This is a genomic window from Clostridium cadaveris (assembly GCF_020911725.1).
Classification (GTDB): domain Bacteria; phylum Bacillota; class Clostridia; order Clostridiales; family Clostridiaceae; genus Clostridium_X; species Clostridium_X cadaveris.
Genome location: NZ_CP076620.1, coordinates 2,853,458 through 2,874,049, shown reverse-complemented (window position 1 = coordinate 2,874,049; position 20,592 = coordinate 2,853,458). Strand labels below are relative to the sequence as shown.

At 31.8% G+C, this 20,592-nt stretch carries 19 protein-coding genes and 1 other annotated feature; of the genes, 15 read left to right on the top strand and 4 right to left on the bottom strand.

Translation table 11 applies throughout. From position 1 onward, the window contains the following. Positions 1-21: 21 nt before the first annotated feature. Positions 22-954 (bottom strand): Rossmann-fold NAD(P)-binding domain-containing protein, encoded by a 933-nt coding sequence (locus KQH81_RS13705; protein WP_027638652.1) that lies wholly within the window; start codon positions 952-954, stop codon positions 22-24. A gap of 239 nt (positions 955-1,193) precedes the next feature. Between KQH81_RS13705 and KQH81_RS13700 the strand changes: the two genes are divergently transcribed. Further along, positions 1,194-1,823: a TrkA C-terminal domain-containing protein gene (locus tag KQH81_RS13700; RefSeq protein ID WP_027638653.1), complete on the top strand. Its 630-nt coding sequence runs from the start codon at positions 1,194-1,196 to the stop codon at positions 1,821-1,823. 254 nt (positions 1,824-2,077) lie between these two features. Here KQH81_RS13700 and KQH81_RS13695 read toward each other — a convergent pair whose 3' ends face one another. Both KQH81_RS13695 and proS read right to left on the bottom strand, forming a co-directional pair. Further along, positions 2,078-3,304, bottom strand: a complete 1,227-nt coding sequence (locus KQH81_RS13695; protein WP_099336549.1) for an IS256 family transposase — start codon at positions 3,302-3,304, stop codon at positions 2,078-2,080. A 179-nt stretch (positions 3,305-3,483) separates the two neighbouring features. Further along, entirely contained in the window at positions 3,484-4,923 is a 1,440-nt protein-coding gene (proS, locus tag KQH81_RS13690) for a proline--tRNA ligase (RefSeq protein ID WP_099336018.1), read from the bottom strand. 57 nt (positions 4,924-4,980) lie between these two features. Further along, positions 4,981-5,190: a binding site (T-box leader), on the bottom strand. A gap of 167 nt (positions 5,191-5,357) precedes the next feature. Between proS and KQH81_RS13685 the strand changes: the two genes are divergently transcribed. The 11 genes from KQH81_RS13685 (at position 5,358) to surE (ending at position 16,362) form a co-directional block, all read left to right on the top strand. Beyond that, complete coding sequence (locus KQH81_RS13685) at positions 5,358-5,873, top strand: DUF2179 domain-containing protein (protein ID WP_027638655.1); 516 nt, start codon at positions 5,358-5,360, stop codon at positions 5,871-5,873. A 24-nt stretch (positions 5,874-5,897) separates the two neighbouring features. Further along, on the top strand, positions 5,898-7,463 hold the full coding sequence (locus KQH81_RS13680) for a sigma 54-interacting transcriptional regulator (RefSeq protein ID WP_230028414.1): 1,566 nt from the start codon (positions 5,898-5,900) through the stop codon (positions 7,461-7,463). Positions 7,464-7,720: 257 nt separating this feature from the next. Next, complete coding sequence (gene prdC / locus KQH81_RS13675) at positions 7,721-9,022, top strand: proline reductase-associated electron transfer protein PrdC (protein ID WP_230028412.1); 1,302 nt, start codon at positions 7,721-7,723, stop codon at positions 9,020-9,022. Between the two features lie 12 nt (positions 9,023-9,034). Next, a complete protein-coding gene (gene prdA, locus KQH81_RS13670) occupies positions 9,035-11,128 on the top strand; it encodes a D-proline reductase (dithiol) proprotein PrdA (protein ID WP_027638658.1) in 2,094 nt (697 codons plus the stop codon). A 37-nt stretch (positions 11,129-11,165) separates the two neighbouring features. After that, positions 11,166-11,417, top strand: coding sequence for a CBO2463/CBO2479 domain-containing protein (locus KQH81_RS13665; protein ID WP_027638659.1), 252 nt, complete (start codon positions 11,166-11,168; stop codon positions 11,415-11,417). A gap of 2 nt (positions 11,418-11,419) precedes the next feature. After that, positions 11,420-12,145 carry a D-proline reductase (dithiol) protein PrdB gene (gene prdB / locus KQH81_RS13660; RefSeq protein WP_081670259.1) on the top strand — a complete coding sequence of 242 codons (726 nt, stop codon included), beginning with the start codon at positions 11,420-11,422 and terminating at the stop codon, positions 12,143-12,145. A 72-nt stretch (positions 12,146-12,217) separates the two neighbouring features. Next, positions 12,218-12,970 (top strand): proline reductase cluster protein PrdD, encoded by a 753-nt coding sequence (prdD, locus tag KQH81_RS17645; RefSeq protein WP_027638662.1) that lies wholly within the window; start codon positions 12,218-12,220, stop codon positions 12,968-12,970. Positions 12,971-12,989: 19 nt separating this feature from the next. Continuing rightward, positions 12,990-13,466, top strand: a complete 477-nt coding sequence (locus KQH81_RS17640) for a glycine/sarcosine/betaine reductase component B subunit (protein WP_027638663.1) — start codon at positions 12,990-12,992, stop codon at positions 13,464-13,466. Then, positions 13,463-14,470, top strand: coding sequence for a proline racemase (locus KQH81_RS13650; RefSeq protein WP_027638664.1), 1,008 nt, complete (start codon positions 13,463-13,465; stop codon positions 14,468-14,470). The genes KQH81_RS17640 and KQH81_RS13650 overlap by 4 nt, the downstream gene beginning before the upstream one ends. Positions 14,471-14,583: 113 nt before the next feature. Then, entirely contained in the window at positions 14,584-15,462 is an 879-nt protein-coding gene (locus KQH81_RS13645) for a sulfite exporter TauE/SafE family protein (protein ID WP_027638665.1), read from the top strand. 141 nt (positions 15,463-15,603) lie between these two features. Further along, the gene (gene surE / locus KQH81_RS13640; protein WP_027638666.1) at positions 15,604-16,362 is read left to right on the top strand and encodes a 5'/3'-nucleotidase SurE; all 759 of its coding nucleotides are present in this window, start codon (positions 15,604-15,606) and stop codon (positions 16,360-16,362) included. A 98-nt stretch (positions 16,363-16,460) separates the two neighbouring features. Here the strand turns inward: surE and KQH81_RS13635 are convergent, their stop codons facing one another. After that, positions 16,461-16,736 (bottom strand): acylphosphatase, encoded by a 276-nt coding sequence (locus tag KQH81_RS13635; RefSeq protein ID WP_177192667.1) that lies wholly within the window; start codon positions 16,734-16,736, stop codon positions 16,461-16,463. Between the two features lie 143 nt (positions 16,737-16,879). Here KQH81_RS13635 and KQH81_RS13630 point away from each other — a divergent pair, with 143 nt between their 5' ends. The 3 genes from KQH81_RS13630 to KQH81_RS13620 are packed head-to-tail and all read left to right on the top strand — an operon-like array spanning position 16,880 to position 20,583. Then, the gene (locus KQH81_RS13630; RefSeq protein WP_051196235.1) at positions 16,880-18,211 is read left to right on the top strand and encodes a DUF2334 domain-containing protein; all 1,332 of its coding nucleotides are present in this window, start codon (positions 16,880-16,882) and stop codon (positions 18,209-18,211) included. 33 nt (positions 18,212-18,244) lie between these two features. After that, positions 18,245-19,336: an ethanolamine utilization protein EutH gene (gene eutH / locus KQH81_RS13625; protein ID WP_035770703.1), complete on the top strand. Its 1,092-nt coding sequence runs from the start codon at positions 18,245-18,247 to the stop codon at positions 19,334-19,336. Between the two features lie 20 nt (positions 19,337-19,356). Continuing rightward, positions 19,357-20,583: an ABC transporter substrate-binding protein gene (locus KQH81_RS13620; protein WP_177192668.1), complete on the top strand. Its 1,227-nt coding sequence runs from the start codon at positions 19,357-19,359 to the stop codon at positions 20,581-20,583. Positions 20,584-20,592 lie beyond the last annotated feature (9 nt).

Below are 20,592 nucleotides of genomic sequence, written 5' to 3'. Positions count from 1 at the left end.
TTTTATTACACCATATCTTCTTTATTTACATAATTCTATAAAATCTTTAAGATTTTTTGAGTAAACATATTTACTAAATGCGGCACTTATTTCTTGACTAGCTTCTCTATAATATATAGAAGGAGAATTATTTATAGCATAAAAATTAACGCTCTCTTTATGATATATAGGGTGATTATAAGATGTATGATGGAAACCCTCAAAAGTACGTCCGGGACAAGCCGCTGCATCAATTATAAGAGTATTTTGTTTTAATTTTGCATAATCGGATATCTTTAATAGCGGTTCGCTATGAGGAGGTAATTCTATACCATTTATTATAATATCAAAATCAGACATTTGATCTAAAAACTCATTTAAAGTTTTACGGTAAAACATTCTTATATCACATGAAAATTTAGAGATGGCATTGAAAGCGCCTTGAGATGTATTTCCAGAACCTAGAACAGCAACTTTGTGTTTAAAAGAAGGGATCATTCCGAAGCTCATTAAAGCATGCATCGTAGAAGAATAACCAGCTATATAGCTATTTTTATAAACAAAGTTTTTAGGTATCCACGGAATAGGAATCTCTCTATTTTCATAAAAGATTTCGGGGTGTATATTATCTAAATCTACTACCATAAGATTTTTGGGAACAGCTACTTCTTCCATAAATGTATTACCTGACCCATAGGGGTGAGTCCAACCTACTATAATTTGATTTTCCCTTATATAAGGATAATCGGATGGTTTTATTACTTTTAATGAAAAGATGCCGTCACATTCTTTAAAAATATCTTCTCGATTGAGAATAGTACAACCTTTATCTTCATATTCTTTATCACTTATACACAGGTGATGACCAAATCCTTTTTCTATGAAGATTTCATTTTCAAAATTATTTATGTGCCATGGTAGCAGAGCTACACGTTTTTCGTTTGGATGATTTGGTATTATAAAACCTAACTTCATCTGATAATTACATCCCCTTTCTTATTATTTCTTTATTATTAATATTACTATTATATTATGCTTAATGCAAAAAAATATAGCTATAAAGCCAATTATAATAACAACTTAATTATAATATATAAGTTTTTAGTTGTCAAAAAAAGTATCAATTTTACGTATAACTTTATAAATTATCAATAATATGGTATTCTAATAATAAGAATAAATAAGAATAAATAAGAATAGATGTGGAGGGTTAAATGTTGGGCGGAAAAATGATGTCTCCTATATATAAGCAAATAGCTTTAGACTTGGCAAATAGAATTTATCATGGAGACTTGAATGTAGGTGACAAAATTCATGGCAGATCTACTTTAGCAGGGGAATATAACGTATCTCCTGAAACTATAAGAAGATCAGTTAAACTTTTGGAGGACATGGAGGTTGTGACAAGTTCCCAAGGCAGCGGAATAACAGTGTTGTCAAAAGAAAATGCTGCTACATTTATTAAAAGATTCAAAGATATAGAAAGCATAGGTGTACTCAAAGATAATATTGATGGACTTTTAGATAAAAGAAGAAACATAGATGAAGAATTACATAATGCTATTGAAAAAGTTATAAGTTTTTCTGAGAGGCTTAAGAATGTAAATCCAATAAATACATTAGAAATACAACTGCCTCCAAAATGCCATTTAGTAGGAAAGAGTGTAGCTGAAGTGAAATTTTGGCAAAATACAGGGGCTACTATAATAGGAATAAGAAGAAAAGGTGAACTTATAATATCTCCAGGGCCTTATGCAAGCTTTGAAGAAGGAGATACAGTTCTTGTAGTAGGAGAAAATGTGTTAGAAGTTATAGAGAGATATTTTGAAATAAAAAAAAATTAATAGAAAATTGCAATATACAATAAAAACTCCTTGAAGGATTTTTATGTTACAACAACATGAAATCCTACAGGGAGTTTTTTGAGAATGTGCATCGATTTGTGTAAATTAGATATTAAATCTTTTATATAACTGGAAATTTTCATTTCCAGTTATATTTTTAAGCTTTTCAACTAATACTAAAAATAAGAATTCTTTATATTTCTATCTTGCACTAAAATTTGTGAAATATACTTAATTTTTATAAATAATACAAGCTATACTGCTAATGCTTCGTTAATTCTGTCTTTAAACATTATCTCAAATTTTAAAAGTGTTACACCCCAGTTTGGCAGTGGTGAAGTCCACTTCCTCATTATCTGATCAGTGGCCAAATACAATGATTTACGTAGTGAATCATCAGTAGGAAATACTGTGCGTGTTTTAGTGAACTTTCTTATTTGCCTGTTAAAACCTTCTAGTGTATTGGTTGTATAAATCATTTTTCTAATTTCTTTAGTGTAGGAGAAGTATGTAGATAACTTATCCCAGTTTTCATACCAGGAGTCTACAACTGAGCCATACTTATCATCCCATTTGCTCTTCAGTTCATCCAAGTTAGATAATGCAAGCTCTTCTGTATCAGCCTTATAAACTAGTTTCAAATCATTCATGAACTCTTTTCTATGCTTGTATGACACATACTTTATAGAATTTCTAATCTGATGAATTATGCAGTTTTGAATACAAACATTAGGAAATACTGCTCTTATTGCATCTGGAAGTCCTCTAAGGCCATCCATGCAGGCTATCAATATATCCTTAACTCCTCGATTGCTCAAATCATTGCAGACGCTTAACCAGAACTTTGCACCTTCTGCTTCGCCTATCCATATGCCTAATATATCTTTATAGCCTTCCATATCAATGCCCATACAAATATAGGCGGCCTTAGACACAATTCTGTGTTCATCTCTAACTTTAAAGTGTACTGCATCCATGTATACTATTGGATATACTGGGTCTAACATTCTGTTTTGCCACTCAGCTGCTCCAACCATAATTTTGTCTGTTATCTTTGATATCATTGATGGTGAAACCTCTATTCCATATAAGTCTTCAAGTTCTGATTCTATATCTCTTGTTGACATTCCACGAGCATATAAGCTTATAATTTTGTTATCTAACTCATTGCAGTCAGTTGTATATTTTCTTATTGATCTTGGTTCGAATTCTGCTTTCCTGTCCCTTGGAATATCCATAGGTAGTTCCCCGTAGCTGCTTTTCACTAGCTTTTTAGAATGACCATTTCTGTAATTCTTATCTTCGTCTTCATCTGTTCGCTCATACTTCTCACGTCCTAAATGTTCATCCATTTCTGCCTCTAATAACTGCTGCATGACATCCTTTAGAAGTCTTTGCATCAATCCATTCTTGCCAACTACATCTTCCATAGTCTTACACTTTTTAACTTCTTCATGATAATCAATATCTGGTACTTTCATTTGGAATCCTCCTCAATCTTTTTAATGTATATTATTCCAAATCTACCATCAAAACATACAAAAAAGGAATGTAGTAGATTTGATTTACACAAATCTATCTACATTCCCAGTTTTTTATATGAAGAAAAGTGAAAACAGCACAGAAAACTAAAATCCCATAACTCTTAACTTTTCACTCTTTAATAAGCTCTTCCCCAGTATACTAATTTCTCAGCTTTTTTGCCACAGCATACACAAGTGTCACTTACTGGTTCTTGATCATTGAATGGCATACATCTAGAAGATGCACCAGCAACTTCTTTTATCTTATTCTCACATTCAACATCTCCGCACCACATAGCTTTTACAAAACCGCATTGTTCATCTAACTTATTTTTAAATTCATCTAAGTTAGTAGCAACGAAAGTTTTAGCATTTTGAGATGATCTAGCTTTTTCAAGAAGGCTGTTTTGTATATCTTGAAGTACCTTTGGTACTACTGTTTCGATTTCATCTAGTGAAACAACAAGTTTTTCTCTATTGTCTCTTCTTACAAGAACACATTGATTCTTCTCGATATCTTTTGGACCTATTTCAAGTCTTAGAGGAATTCCCTTCATTTCATATTCAGAGAATTTCCATCCTGGGCTCTTATCGCTTACATCCTTTTTAACTCTAACTATAGATTTTAATCTATTTTCTAGTTCTTCTGCCTTTTCTATAACCCCTTCCTTATGCATTGCTATAGGAATTATCATAAGTTCAGTTGGAGCTATTTTTGGAGGTAATACAAGACCATTGTCATCACCGTGAACCATTATTATTGCTCCTATTAATCTTGTAGTAACACCCCATGATGTTTGGAAACAGTTTTTACGTGAACCATCTTTATCTGTGTAAGTTATATCGAAAGCTTTAGCAAATCCGTCTCCAAAGTTGTGAGAAGTTCCGCATTGAAGAGCTTTACCATCATGCATTAAACTTTCTATAGTATAAGTTGCAACAGCTCCTGCAAACTTTTCTTTGTCAGTCTTTCTGCCTTTAACTACTGGAATTGCAAGATACTCTTCACAGAATTTAGCGTAAGTATTTAACATTCTTAAAGTTTCTGCTTCAGCTTCTTCAGCGGTAGCATGCATTGTATGACCTTCTTGCCATAAGAATTCTAAGCTTCTTAAGAATGGTCTTGTAGTCTTTTCCCAACGAACTACAGAACACCATTGGTTATATAGCTTAGGAAGATCTTTATAAGATTGAATTATATTCTTGTAGTGGTCGCAGAAAAGAACTTCTGATGTAGGTCTTACGCATAATCTTTCAGTTAATTCTTCAGTTCCACCATGAGTTACCCATGCAACTTCTGGAGCAAAACCTTCTACGTGGTCTTTTTCTCTTTGTAGTAGACTTTCTGGAATTAGCATTGGCATATATACATTTTCGTGTCCTGTTTCCTTAAACATTCCATCAAGAACCTTTTGAATATTTTCCCATATAGCATATCCGTAGGGTCTTATAATCATACATCCTCTTACAGATGCATAGTCTACTAATTCAGCTTTTTTAACAACATCTGTGTACCATTTTGCAAAATCATCATTCATTGAAGTTATAGCTTCAACTAATTTTTTATCTTTTCCCATGATGAATATCCTCCTAAAATTTATTGTGTAAAAAAATAAAAAGCCTCGAGTCCCCATAAAAGGGACCGAGACTGTATCGGCGGTGCCACCCTAATTAATGCAGAAATTCTACATTCTCTTAGAGACTATAACGTAGTCAACGCTATGGGTTTGTAATCCATAGAACTCTGAGGTAGGTTCAAAAAGTTCAATTTAGAGATATTTCACCATACTATCTCCTCTCTGAAAAAAGAATACTTATTTACTAGTCCTCTTCATAGTTCGTAAAAAAATATTAATATACTTATACTAAAATATAAATTATTAATTGTCAATAGAGAAAAAAGTTAAGAGCACTCTATTTTTATTAAATTCTATATAGTATAATAGAATTGTTTTGAGTTCAATAGAATAAATAAGATGAAGGTATTTTTATTAAGGGGGAGAAGAAATTTATGATTTGGATACTTTACATCGGAATTTTTTTAGCTAAGACACTGGAGGTGACTTTAGCTACAATAAGAACTGTTTTAATAACAAGAGGAGAAAAATTACTAGGGGCGCTAATTGGATTTGTAGAAGTAATTATATGGGTTTATCTTGTAGGAAATCTTATAACTACCGTCAGTGAAGATCCTATAAAGGTTCTTTTCTATTCAGCAGGTTTTGCATTTGGTAACTATGTCGGAACATTTTTAGAAGAAAAGTTGGCATTAGGGCTTATAACTGTAAATGTTATAACATCTAAAGAAGATGGAGACAAATTAGCACATCTTTTGAGAGAGGAAAAATTAGGAGTCACTACTATTGATGGAGAAGGCAGAGTTGAAAGTAAAAAGATACTTATGGTACATTTAAAGAGAAAGAAAAAGAATGAAGTTGTAGAAATGATAGAAAATTCAGGGTATAACTGTGTGATTTCTGTAAATGATACAAAAGTGGTTTATGGAGGTTATGGAATAAAAAAATAATATCATAAGGAGAAAAACGAGGAGTTGGATAAGAAACAATCTTGTTTTGAAACAAATAGTTTGATGAACAAAGGCTTTATAAAAGTTGCTGAAGATACAAAGATAGAAGATGCATTTAAAGTTATGGAGAATAACAAATGTGAAGAAATTTTAATTGTAGATAAAGAGAGTAACTTAAAGGCCGTATTGACTAATAAAGATGTAAATGATTTTTACTTTAAAGTAGAAGAAATATTTAGATTTCAAAATCACATACTAAACAGTATTCATGAAGCTGTTTGTATATGTGATAATGATGGCATAATAATATATTGGAATAAAAGCTCAGAAAAATTATATGGTATAAAGTCAGAAGAAGTTATAGGAAAACATATTTCAACTCATTTTTGTAATCCTATAATTTTAAAAGCTTTAAATGAAGAAAAATCCATTGAAAATGTAAAGCATGAGCCTATAAAGGGAAAGTCTGTTATATTGAGTGCTATACCGGTATTTAATAAAGAAAACAAGCTTATAGCAGTAGTTTCTACAGATAGAGATGTGACAGAGGTTGCTAAACTTTCAAAAGAACTTGCATCTGTTAAAAAGGAAATCGAATTTTTAAGCTATGCTTATAATAGAGAAATAGCAAATAATTATAATTTTTCTTATGTAATGGGAAAGAGCAAAAAAATAATAGATGCGATAGCGCTATGTCAGAAAGTAGCATCTACATCAACATCTGTTCTTATAACAGGAGAAAGTGGAACAGGTAAAGAGGTTTTTGCAAAGTCTATTCATGAAGCTAGCGGAAGACAAGGTAAATTTGTTGCATTAAATTGTAGTGCTATACCAGAACATTTGCTTGAAAGTGAGTTATTTGGATATGTAGACGGAGCATTCACAGGAGCTTCGAAAAAAGGTAAGATTGGAATGTTTGAGTTTGCAGACGGAGGTACATTATTTCTTGATGAAATAGGAGATATGGCCATAGGAATGCAGAGCAAGCTTCTTAGAGTGCTTCAAGATGGAGTTATTTATAGGCTTGGTAGTGAAAAGCCTATACGGACGAATACTCGAATAATAGCTGCTACTAATAAGAATCTTAGAAATGCTATAAAAAACAATGAATTTAGAGATGATCTTTTTTACAGACTTGCTGTAGTACAAGTTGAACTTCCACCTTTAAGAGAAAGGAAAGAAGATATAAAGGATCTTACAAACTTTTTTATAGCTCAGGTTTCCCATCAAGAAGAAATAACTATAAAAGTAGTTAATGATGAAGTTTATGATATATTAGGTGCTTATAGATGGGATGGAAATATAAGAGAACTTAAAAACGTAGTTCAAAGAATGGTTGTTCTTTCAACAGAAGGAATAATATCAGCAGATAATATTCCGGAGTATATCACAAAAGATGAAAAGGCATACATTGATAAAAAAGAAACATCTTCATATGACTTAGAGGACAATGTAAAAGAATTAGAAATAAGGCTTATAAAAAAAGCTATGGAGCTTGCGAAAGGCAATAAAGCTAAAGCTGCTAATATATTAAATATAAAGAGAACTACTTTATATTACAAATTGAATCAATATGATATTAAAGATTAGTATTTAACGCTAGTGTCAAAAAAATGACACTAGCGTTAAATTTTTGACAGACTCTCTGAGGACAGTAATATCTTTAAAGAAAGATAAAAAATTAACAAACTGTGTCAAAAAAATGACACTCGTATTATTTTTATAATTTTATAGCATACTAGTAACATCAATAATACATAAGGCTTTGATAGATTTTTTAAATGAACAAAAAGTTGGCACTATAATTGCTATATAAAAATATGTACAAACAATTTGGAGGTGAAACCTTGGATAAAATATTTAAATTTCCTCTAAAAATGCACGTTGGAGCCCCTTGTGAGCCTATCGTTAATAAGGGAGATAGAGTTGAGAGAGGACAGTGCATAGCAGAACCAAATAAAGGATTAGGAGCGAGAATTCACTCTAGTGTTACAGGATCGGTATTAGAAGTTAACGAAAATGAAATAGTCATATTAGCAGAGGAACATCAAAGTACAGATTATTTAAAAATTAAAGAATGTAATTCTATAATAGATTATGTTTTTGAAGCAGGTATAGTGGGAGCAGGTGGAGCTGGTTTTCCAATTCATGTGAAGTTGAAAGCAGAAATCCCAGACGGCTACATAATAGCTAATTGTGTAGAGTGTGAACCTCTTTTGAAACACAACATAAGACTTCTTGAAGAAGATCCAGAAATAGTTTTAAAGGGTATAAGATATGCTATGGAAGCTACTAAAGCCCCAAAAGCTTATATTGGAATAAAAGAAAAAAATAAAGAAGCTATAGAATCAGTAAAGAAAGCTTTAAATGGAGATACTTCTATAGAAGTTAAATCTCTTCAAGATTTATATCCAATGGGAGAAGAAAGAGCACTTATACATGCAATTTTTGGAAATTGGCTGAATCCAGATCAGCTTCCATTAGAAGCTAAGTGTGTAGTTTTAAATACAGAAACTCTTGCAAATATAAAGAGAGCTGTTGAAGATAGAAAGCCTGTTATAGATAAAGATATAACAGTAGCTGGAAAGCTTAAAAATGGTACAGAATCAAATGTATTCTTCCAAGTTCCAGTAGGGACACCTATAAATGAACTTATTGAAAAATGTGGAGGAATAGATGGAAACTATGGAGAGCTTGTAGTTGGCGGACCTTATACGGGAAAAGCTGAAGTAGTAGACAATGCCATAGTTACTAAAACATCAGGAGGAGCAATAGTTACAATAGAACTTCCTGAATTCAATGGAAATCTTGGCCTTTTAATTTGTGCTTGTGGTGCAAATGAAGATAGACTTAGAGACCTGGCTGGAAAAATGAAGGCAAATGTTATGGGAGCTGTGGAGTGTAAGAACGTAGTGCATGTCAAAAATGCATTAAAGTGTAAAACTCCTGGCGACTGACCAGGTCAGACAGCTGTAGTTTTGCAGCTAAAGAAGATGGGTGCAGAGAGAATACTTATTGGTAATTGTAGTGATTGTACCAATACTGTAATGAATTGTGCACCAAAAATGGGTATAGGAGTTTACCATACTACAGACCATATATTTAGAACAGTAGATCACAAATTAACACGTAGATTAGATGTAGAATAGGAGGAATAGTTTATGTCAATGAGCGCTGAGCACGCTGAGGCTCTAAAAAATGAAGTTGCCGTTGTATGTTGCAGAACAGAAGCTGGAACTATACTTTCAGCTGACAACCTTGAGGATCCAGATATATTCCCAGATATGGTTGACTCAGGATTATTAACAATACCTTCAGACTGCCTTAAGGTAGGAGAAGTTATAGGAGCAAAGCTTACTAAAACAATAGATTCTTTAACTCCATTAACTCCAGACATAATTGAAGGAGCTAAGGTTATAGAAACAAAGAATGAAATTAAAGAAACTGTTTCAATAGATGAAAATGCTAAAGCAGTTTTAAAATTAAACAAGAATGCAGGAGATATTATAACTGCAGAAGATTTGGAAAATCCTATGTATTTTGAACAACTAGAGGATTCATTACTTGTAAAATTAGGAGATGCAGTGCTTACTGTTAAAGAAGTATTAGGAAAGACTTTAAGAAGTCATACTCCAGCATTAACTCCAGTGACAAGAGATTTATTAGAAGGCTATGAGGAGGAATTAGAGGTGGCTAATAACCAAGAGATAATTACAACTCTTAACTCATCAGTATTAAAGATAAAGATAGCTGAGGGTAAAGGAATAGATATTGAATTACCATTAAACATTGTGCCAAGTGTAGCACCTATGGCAAAGGCAGCACCAGTTGTTACTGCAGCTAAAGCAGAAGTGCCAGCAGAAAAAGCTGTAGAAAAGGTTAAGGAACCTAAAAAAGTTAGAGAACTTATCAAAAAACATTTTGCTATAAAAGAAGTTAAATTTGGAGAAAAGACTAAGATAGAAGGAACAACTCTTTATATAAGAGAAGACATCTGCAGTGATGCTGTAAATGAAAGCGACTTAGTAAAATCTATAAAGATAGATATAATAACTCCAGATAAGTACAACACTTATTCTGATACTATAATGGACGTTCAGCCTATAGCAACTAAAGAAGGAGATGCTAAGATAGGAACTGGAGTTACAAGAGTATTAGATGGGGTAATCGTAATGGTTACTGGAACTGATGAAGACGGAGTTCAAATAGGTGAATTTGGATCATCAGAAGGTATATTAGAAGAAAATATTATGTGGGGAAGACCAGGAGCTCCAGATAAGGGAGAAATCTTCATAAAGACAGAAGTTGTTATAGCTAGAGGAACAAACATGGAAAGACCAGGACCACTAGCTGCTCACAAAGCAACAGATTATATAACTCAAGAGATAAGAAATGTATTAAAGACTGTAGATGAATCTTTAGTTGTAGATACAGAAGAAATAGATGAATATAGAAGACCAGGCAAGAAGAAAGTTGTAATAGTTAAAGAAATCATGGGCCAAGGAGCAATGCATGATAACTTAATATTACCAGTTGAGCCAGTTGGAGTACTTGGAGGAAAACCAAACGTTGACCTTGGAAATGTACCAGTTATGCTTTCACCAATTGAAGTTGTTGATGGAGGAATTCACGCTTTAACTTGTATAGGACCTGCGTCTAAGGAATGCTCAAGACACTACTGGAGAGAGCCTTTAGTAATGGAAGCTATGGCTGATGAAAATATAGATCTTGCAGGAGTTATATTTGTAGGATCACCTCAAATCAACTCTGAAAAATTCTATGTATCTGAAAGACTTGGAATGATGATAGAGTTTATGGATGTTGATGGAGCTATAGTTACAACAGAAGGTTTTGGAAATAACCACATAGACTTTGCATCTCATATAGAGCAAATAGGCATGAGAGGAATTCCAGCGGTAGGGATGTCATTCTGTGCAGTTCAAGGAGCTTTAGTTGTTGGTAACAAGTACATGAAGTATATGGTAGACAACAACAAGTCAGAAGCAGGAATAGAAAACGAAGTTTTATCTTGCAATACTTTATGCAAAGAAGATGCTATAAGAGCATTATCAATGTTAAAGTCTGCAATGAAAGAAGAAGAAGTTAAAGCAGCTGAAAGAAAGTGGAATCCAAATGTTAAAGAAAACAATCTTGAAGCTATAGAAAAGACTGACAATGTAAAAATAAACAGAGTAGAGAATGAAACTTCAATTCCAATGAGTGAAAAGAGATTAGAGAAATACTCTACAAAATAATTGAAAAATCATAGTCATAGAAAAGAGGATATATACTATGAAATATGGTGATAAGATAATTGAAATGCAAGGCATTATAGTTGAACTCCATGATGGATGTGTAGCTATAGACTTAAAAGGAAGACTTGGATATATGAAAGTACCTATGAGAATGCTTATAACAGATTACGAATTAAAGATTGGTCAAGAAGTAGCTTTCAATATGAGTTTTCCAGAAGTTATAAACTCAGAGCCTAATGAAAAATATGTAAGTAACATTGAAAAGAGAAATAGAAAGGAAGGAATGTAAGAATGGATTATACTGCAGTTAAGGGTTTACAATCCGAAATATTTGTACCAATAACTCCACCACCAGTATGGACACCAGTTACAAAAGAATTAAAAGACATGAAAATAGCTTTCGCTACAGCTGCTGGAGTTCATCTAAAATCAGATAAGAGATTTAATTTAGCAGGAGATTTTACTTATAGAATAATTCCAGGAGATGCTAAGACATCAGACCTTATGGTATCACATGGAGGATATGATAATGCCGATGTAAATAAAGATATCAACTGTATGTTCCCTATAGATAGATTAAGAGAGCTTGCAGAAGAAGGATTCATAAAAGAAGTTGCTCCTGTTCATATAGGATTTATGGGAGGCGGCGGAAATCAAGAGAAATTCTCTCATGAAACTGGTCCAGCCGTTGCAAAAATATTAAAAGAAGAAAATGTTGACGCTGTTGTTCTAACTGCTGGCTGAGGAACTTGTCACCGTTCAGCTGTTTTAGTACAGAGAGCGATTGAGGAATCGGGGATTCCTACAATAATAATAGCAGCATTACCACCAGTTGTAAGACAAACAGGAACTCCAAGAGCTGTTGCTCCACTTGTTCCAATGGGAGCTAATGCAGGAGAGCCAAACAATAAAGAAATGCAACATGCTATATTAAAAGAGACTTTAGAAAAATTAATTGAAATTGATACTCCAGGAAAAATAGTACCACTTCCATATGAGTATGTAGCTAAAGTATAACAAAGAGTTACAGTGGAGCTGTTATATAGCTCCACTGAATTTGATTATATTAAATTTTAGGAAGGTGATTATATGGTAAAAAAAGAAAATACTCTCACTATAAAAACCTTTCATATAGAAAAGGTAAAATTTGATGAAAGAACTTATATAGAAGATAGAACCTTATATTTGAGTTCGGATTTAGAATCAATAGAATTTAATAGAGAATATATAAAAGAATATAAAATCAATGTAATTAATCCATATAATCATGATATTTTTATTAATTCAATTTTAGATTTTTCACCAATAGCAACTAAAGTTTTGGGAAATATCGGTGAAGGGATAACTCACGTTTTAACAGGAGTTGTTATTATGCTCACTGCTGTCGATGAAAATGGAATTCAAGTTGCTGAGTTTGGATCCTCAGAAGGGATTTTAAAAGAACAAGTATACTTTGGAAGAGCTGGAACACCAAGTGAAAGAGATAGCATAGTGAACATAGATATAGTGCTTAAGCAAGGAAAAGGAATAGATAGATTAGCAGTAATGGAATGTCATAGAACATGTGATAAAATTGTACAAAGTATAAGAAAACCGTTAAAAGAATTAAATGGAAGAAAGTGCGATGAACGTTATGACTACACTAATCAAGTAACTGATTATAGTAAAAAGGTAGTAATAGTAAAACAAGTTGCAGGACAAGGAGCAATGTATGATACTGGTTTATTTCCAAATGAACCAGGTGGATTTATTGGTTGCAAATCCATTATAGATATGGGAAATATGCCTGTAGTATTGACACCTAATGAGTATAGAGACGGAGCTTTAAGAGCTATGCATTAAATTTAGGAGGAACATAATTATGGGAGTAGGACCATCTACAAAAGAAACTACACTTCATCATTTCAGAGATCCTCTTCTAAACATTGTAGGTGAGGATAAGGATATTAATTTAATAGGTATAGTTATAGTTGGTACACCTCAAGATAACAAGGAAAAGCTATTTGTAGGAGATAGAGTTGGAACTCTAGTGGAAGCTATGGGAGCCGAAGGCACTATAGTTTCAGTAGATGGATGGGGAAATAGTCATGTGGATTTTGCTCATACCATAGAAGAAATAGGCAAAAAAAACATTCCTGTTGTAGGAATGAGTTTTGTAGGAACTCAAGGGAAATTTGTAGTGACCAATTCATATATGGATACCATAGTAGATTTTAATAAATCCAAATTAGGAATAGAGACAGAAGTTGTAGGAGAAAATAACGTTACAGCATTAGATGCTAAAAAAGCTATTGGTTTTCTTAAGTTAAAAATGAGAAACAGGGGGAATAAAATATGAGATTTGTAAAATCTATTCAAGCTGTTGATTCCCATACTATGGGAGAACCAACAAGAATCGTTACAGGAGGCATACCTTCCATAAAAGGAAATACTATGCCAGAGAAAAAAGCGTATTTAGAAAATAATATGGATTATATAAGAACAGCTATTATGCATGAACCTAGAGGTCATAAAGATATGTTTGGTTCAATCATCACAGCTCCAACTAAAGAAGAAGCAGATTTAGGAATAATTTTCATGGATGGTGGCGGATATCTTAATATGTGCGGACATGGGTCTATAGGTGCTGCTACAATAGCTGTTGAAACAGGAATGGTAGAAGTAAAAGAACCATATACTAATATAGTACTAGAAGCTCCTGCTGGTCTTGTAAAAGCAAAAGTAAAGGTTAAAAATGGAAAAGCTATAGAAGCTTCAATAGTTAATGTTCCATCTTTCTTATATAAAGAAGGATTAACTATTGATGTTCCTAATATTGGAAATGTGAAAGTTGATATATCTTTTGGAGGAAGTTTCTTTGCATTAGTAGACAGTAGAGAACTAGGAATAGATATATGCCCAGAAAATTCTACAAAGCTTACTGAAGTTGGACTTATGATAAGAGATATAATAAATAGCACAGTAGAGATAAAGCATCCTACATTAGAACATATAAAGACTGTGGATTTAGTTGAAATATATGGACCTGCTAAAAATCCTCAAGCTACATATCAAAATGTAGTAGTATTTGGAGAAGGACAGGTCGATAGATCTCCTTGTGGAACAGGAACAAGTGCAAAGATGGCAGCTCTTTATGCAAAAGGAAAATTAAAGATAGGTGAAGATTTTATATATGAGAGTATACTTGGAACCATGTTTAAAGGAAGAGTTTTAGAGGAGACTATGGTTGGGGACTATAAGGGAATAATCCCTGAAATTACAGGAAGTGCTTATATAACGGGATTTAATCACTTCGTAATAGATGAAGATGACCCAGTAAAATATGGATTTAGCCTTTCATAAGATGATGTAGAGGGCGTATCCCTCTATATTATTCTGAGAGATCAGAATAATATAGAAATTTACCTGGATGCTACGAAAATACAATAGAAAAATACCATTAGGGGGAATAGAATGTGTTAACAAAAATTGTATTAATGATTTTAGGAATTTTAGTAGCTATATTTGCAGTATTTTTTATAAAGGACTTTATAAAGTCTAGTAGAGAAGGAACTCTTGGAGAAGGAAGTTTCGTCACTGCCGGAGTATCAGGATTTGTAGTTAATTTTTTTGATACGTTAGGTATAGGCGCATTTGCTCCTCTTACGGCATTATTAAAGGGATTTAAAATAACAAGAGATAAACTTATACCAGGTACTTTAAATGTAGCATGTACTATTCCAGTTGCAGTAGAAGCTTTTATATTTATAGATAGTATAGAAGTAGAACCTATAACTCTTATATCAATGATAGCAGCTGCTTCATTAGGAGCAATACTAGGTGCAGGGTTTGTTTCAAAGTTAGATGAAAAGAAAATACAGATAACTATGGCTGTAGCTTTATTGATTGTAGCGGTAATAATGCTTATTTCTCAGCTAGGACTTATGCCATTAGGTGGAAATGAAGTGGGACTTTCAGGAGCAAAACTTGTAATAGCTATAGTAGGGAATTTTATTTTAGGAACATTAATGACAGTAGGTATAGGACTTTATGCTCCATGTATGGCTTTAGTTTATGCATTAGGTCTTAGTCCAAAGATAGCTTTCCCAATCATGATGGGATCTTGTGCTTTCTTAATGCCATCAGCATCAATAAAATTTGTAAAAGAGAAATCCTATGATACAAAGGCATCCATGGCAGTAACAATATTTGGAGTTATAGGGGTATTTATAGCAGCATACTTAGTAAAAGAATTACCATTAGAAGTGTTAAAATGGCTTGTAATATTAGTAGTATTATATACATCATTAAGTATGTTTAAATCTTTAAAAAGTAAAAGAGCTGGAAAAGCATAAAGAGTTTAGAAAACATAAAATATAATAATAGGAGAACTAGATTAGATTTTAATTTAGTTCTCCTATATTTTTATTTCAAAAGAATGAAAAAGAAAATTGTGATAAAATTATATATGTATATTGCTAGAAAGGGTGAACTAAATGAGAATATTGATAGCTAATGACGATGGAATAAGAGCTAGAGGAATATGTGCTTTAGCAAAAGAACTTGTAAAAGAACACGAAGTTATAGTAGTGGCACCTAGAGAAGAAAGAAGTGCCTCAAGTCATTCTATAACATTATTTAAGCCTATAAGTATAAAAGAGGAGAAATTAGAAGGATTAGACTGTAAAGCCTATAGCATAAGTGGAACTCCTGCAGATTGTGTAAGAATAGGATTAGACAGATTAACAAAAGATGTTGATATGGTTATATCGGGAATTAATAGGGGGATTAATCTTGGAACAGATGTTATTTATTCAGGAACAGTATCAGCTGCTATGGAAGCTGCAATATATGACTATCCATCTATAGCTATATCACAAGAAGTTAATTGGGATAGAAATGATGAGGATTATACAATGGCAGCAGAATATGCAGCTTATATATTAAAAATAGCAGAGAAAAAATACTTGAAACCGAATGTGGTACTGAATATAAATATACCAAATAAGCATAAGAGTGAAATAAAAGGTGTGAAGGTATGTCCTATAGGGAAAACCACTTATACTCATGAATATATAAAGGTTGAAGAAGAGGGGTATCCAGAAACTTATAAAGTATCGGGGATAAGAAATCAGCGTGAAGAAGCATTAGATGATATAAGTTATATAGATAAAGGATATATAACATTAACACCACTTCATTATGACCTTACTAATTTTAAACTATTAAAAGAAGCAGAAGAAATTTTTGAATAATATAAACTTATATTGAAGTTATGACCTTAGCACATGGATATACAATCTAGCTAAGGTCAAAATTTACTTTAAAAATATTTGTATATGTATAAATGAATTTAATATTTAACTTTAAATTTTTTTTCTTTATCTATTAAGTCTATATATGAAATTTCTATATCTTCTACGTTTGCAAATCTATTACCCGTTTTTAGGATATCTAAAAAATTATTAAGGTTTATATCATTTCCCTGAGCTTCTATAATTACAGAACCGTCATAAGAGTTTTTAACATAACCTGTCAAATTTAAATCAATTGCCAAAGTCTGAGTAAAAAACCTAAAACCTACTCCTTGGACTCTTCCCTTAATTTTAACATAAACTCTTCTCATCAATATCAACTCCAATAAAATAATGTGCTAATATAATATTATATCTAATATATCACATTATTTAAAATGTTAGAATACAATAAAAAAATTAAAGTTTCATATATTAGAAGTATAGAGATAATTAATATTAAGTGGGAGAAATCAAAATGAAAAAGAAGAAAATAAATGTAATATTTGCACTATGGATAATTGGCTTTTTAATAATAGGAATATACAATATTCCTGATAAGGGTAAAGAAATAAAGCAAGACTTTTATTCTATATCTCTTGATAAAAAAGCAAGAAGAGAAATTATCTTAAAAGGCGGAAATGGTAATGTAAGTGTTAATTTTAATATGGAAGGGAAACCTTTTAAACCAAAGCACAAGCTTATACAATGTGATAATAGATATTATCTTGATATTGAAGATATATGTAATGCTGTTGGAGCAGAATTTAAAATTGAAGATGAGTATGCTACTATAAATGATGTAAAAATAGATTTAAAAAGCGATAGATATAAGCCAGGGAAGAAATGGAAAGACTTAAGAGGAGAGACTGTCATGGTTGATAATAAACTTTATATGACCATGATAGACTTAACAGAAATTTTAAACATAAAAACTTCATGGGACAGCAAAAATAATACTATCAGTATGTTCAAAAATAGAGAAACTGTAGAAAAAGAAAAGGCTCCTAAAAATCTTACTAAAAGAGCATATATGAGATTAGAAGATGTAACGGCTGGAGATGTTTATACAAAAGATGAAAATCTAGAAAAGTTTAGAATAGAAGGAGACTATTTAGAGCAAAAGGGAGCTAAATTTCATGTGGCATGGGTTCCAAGATACGTAAATCCTGAAAAGAATATAGATAATGATTTGCTAAAGAATTTAACATTTAGTAATGCTCATTTCTTATATACTTTAGATTATTTGATTAATAGAGGTGGAGTAGTAGGATTACATGGATATACTCACCAGTTTGGAGATGCAGAAAGTATCATAGGTTCAGAATTTCAAGACAGCTTCAACCAAACTTATGAAGAGAAAAAAGCAAAAGTAGAAAGTGCTTTAAATACTGCTAATAGACTTAATATACCACATGTATTCTTTGAAACGCCACATTATAGAAGTAGTGAAGAATTCCAAACTATGCTAGAGGAGTACTTTAATTATGTTTATGAACCATGTATAGGTGTATGGAATTACAATGTTTATAAAAGTGTAAGAAACAATAGAACAAAGTTTATTCCAGCACCTTTAGGTTATGTGAAAGATAAGAATGTTGATGAAATGATAGAAAAAATAAAGACAAAGGATGAAAACTTAAAGAGTTTTTACTATCATCCAAGCAAAGAATTTGAATATATAAAGATAGAAAAAGATTCTAGTGGCTATCCTTATTTCAAATATGATGAAAATTCTATGTTGCATAAATTAATAAATGAGATTTATAAAGAAGGATATTCGTTAAAGTCCATAGAAGATTTTAAGTAGAAAATTAAAATAAGAATTAATTGTGGGGAATCTATGGATAAAATAGTTCTGTATATTATAACTGGATTTTTTATAATTGGGGCATTAGATTATGCTTTTGGAGACAAATTAAAGATTGGTCAGAAATTTAATGAGGGTATTTCCACTATGGGTCCTATGTTTTTAGCCATAGCTGGAATATACTCTCTAAGTCCTATTATGGCAGAATTTTTGAGTGAAATTTTCACACCTATATCCAATGTATTATCTTTGGATCCTTCACTATTTCCATCTATGATATTAGCTATTGATATGGGAGGCTATTCTCTGAGTGAAACTATGGCCTTATCTTCAGAAATGAGGCTTTTTTCTGGGGTACTATTATCGTCAACTCTTGGGACTTTAGTTAGTTTTACATTGCCTGTAGCCATGTCAATAATAGAGAAAAAAGATATAGAGAGTTTTATAAAAGGAACTTTAGCGGGAATTATAACAATACCAATAGTTTGCTTTGTAGGTGGTATCATTCAAGGTATAAATATGAAAGTTCTTTTATGGAATCTAACACCTGTGATTATAATAGTAGTGTTAATTATGATAGCAATGAAAATATGTTGTGATAAACTAGTGAAAGTTTTGGCTGCTGTGGGAAAGTGTATTACTTATATAGGAATGTGTGGACTTATTTTTCAAGGGATAAATATAATAACAGGGGCTACTGTTATTTCAAATCTTGTAGACACTCAAGAAGTTGTATTCGTTGCAGGAAAGATGGCTCTCGTACTTTCAGGGGCTTATCCGATGATTTCCGTTATATCACGTGTTTTTCACAAAGCTTTTATAGTTATAGGGCGAAAACTTGGTGCTGATTCTGCTACAGTAGTTGGAATTCTAGGAGGACTTGCTAGTAATCTTTTAGTTTTTACTACATTGAAAGACATGAAGGAAGATGGTAAGATTATAGCATGTGCATTTTCTGTAGGAGGAGCTTTTATTTTTGGAGGACAGCTTGGATTTGTATCAAGCAAAGCTCCAGAGATACTTGGAACTTTTATAATTGTAAAGTTTCTAGCAGGAATAATATCAATTGTATTTGCAGAAATACTGTTTATAATACCTAGAAGAAAGAATCAGGTGATGGAATGAAAAAAATAATCTCACTTTTTATGAGCGCTGTTATCTTGTTTTCTATGACATCTTGCGGGAATAAAAAAGAAACAGAAGAAAAGAAAATTATAACTATAACTGTAATGGCGTATAGAGAATACATACAATTAGTGAAGACAGCGGCTGACAATTTCAAAAAGAATAATGAAGATGTAAATATAGAGATTAAAGATATAGAGAGCTTTCAAGATGAAAAAACTATGATACAAGATTGGAATGACTATGCTGATATAGTAATTCTTCCTGGGGTTGTAAGTGAAAAATTGATTTTAAATTATGAAGATAGTTTTGAATCTATGAATAGCTATTTTGGTGATTATAATGATATGTTTGATAGAGATAGAACTTCTTCGCTTATATCTCAAAAAAAGTTAAAGGCGATTCCAATAAATATGGAGCCAGTATCTTTTTATTACAGAAAAGACAAATTAAAAGATCTAAATATGGAGGGGAAGGACATAATAACCTGGAATGATATATTAAATATGCACAACTCTTCACAAAATATATCATTAGGAGTTACATTAAAAGGACAGATGTCTATATACTATCTTCTCATGAATCAGCTTCATCGTGATTATTTAAATGAAAGATTAGAGTCAACTTTGGATAGCGATGACTCATTAAAAGTGATAAATCTCTTAAGAGATTTAGAAAAACGTGGAATGTTAAAAGTATACGAAAATGAAGATGAAATTTTAAATGGTGCTGAGAAAGGTGAAATTTTTGCTTTTTTAGGAACACCTCAGTACTTATACAAAATGAAAGACAAATTAGATACTGAGATTTGGGATATCATGAAGGTTCCAGCTTTTGAACCAGGGGGAAATAGAGCTATAATAGTACCTGGAGAAAATATGTTTTTATTATCTTCTAGTAAAAATAAAGAATTAGCAGCAAAATTTATGAAATTTTTATCAGGAGATAAGGAGACTCTGTTATGGGCTATGAAGAATCTTTATTTAATGCCTGCTTATAAGCCAATATATAAAAATGAGATCTTTGATAGTGAGGTCGAGGATCTTGGTGGCAAAAAGATATATAGGTTTTTTGAGACTATTATAAAGAATTCCTCTTCATCATCTTATAATTTGAAGTCATCAAATATAGAAAAAGATATAGAAAACAATATTTATAGAATAATAAAGGATGACAACTTTAAAAATATAATAAAGAGCATAAAAGAAAATATTGATAATCTACTAAATGAAAATATCAAGAAATAGATAAAATGA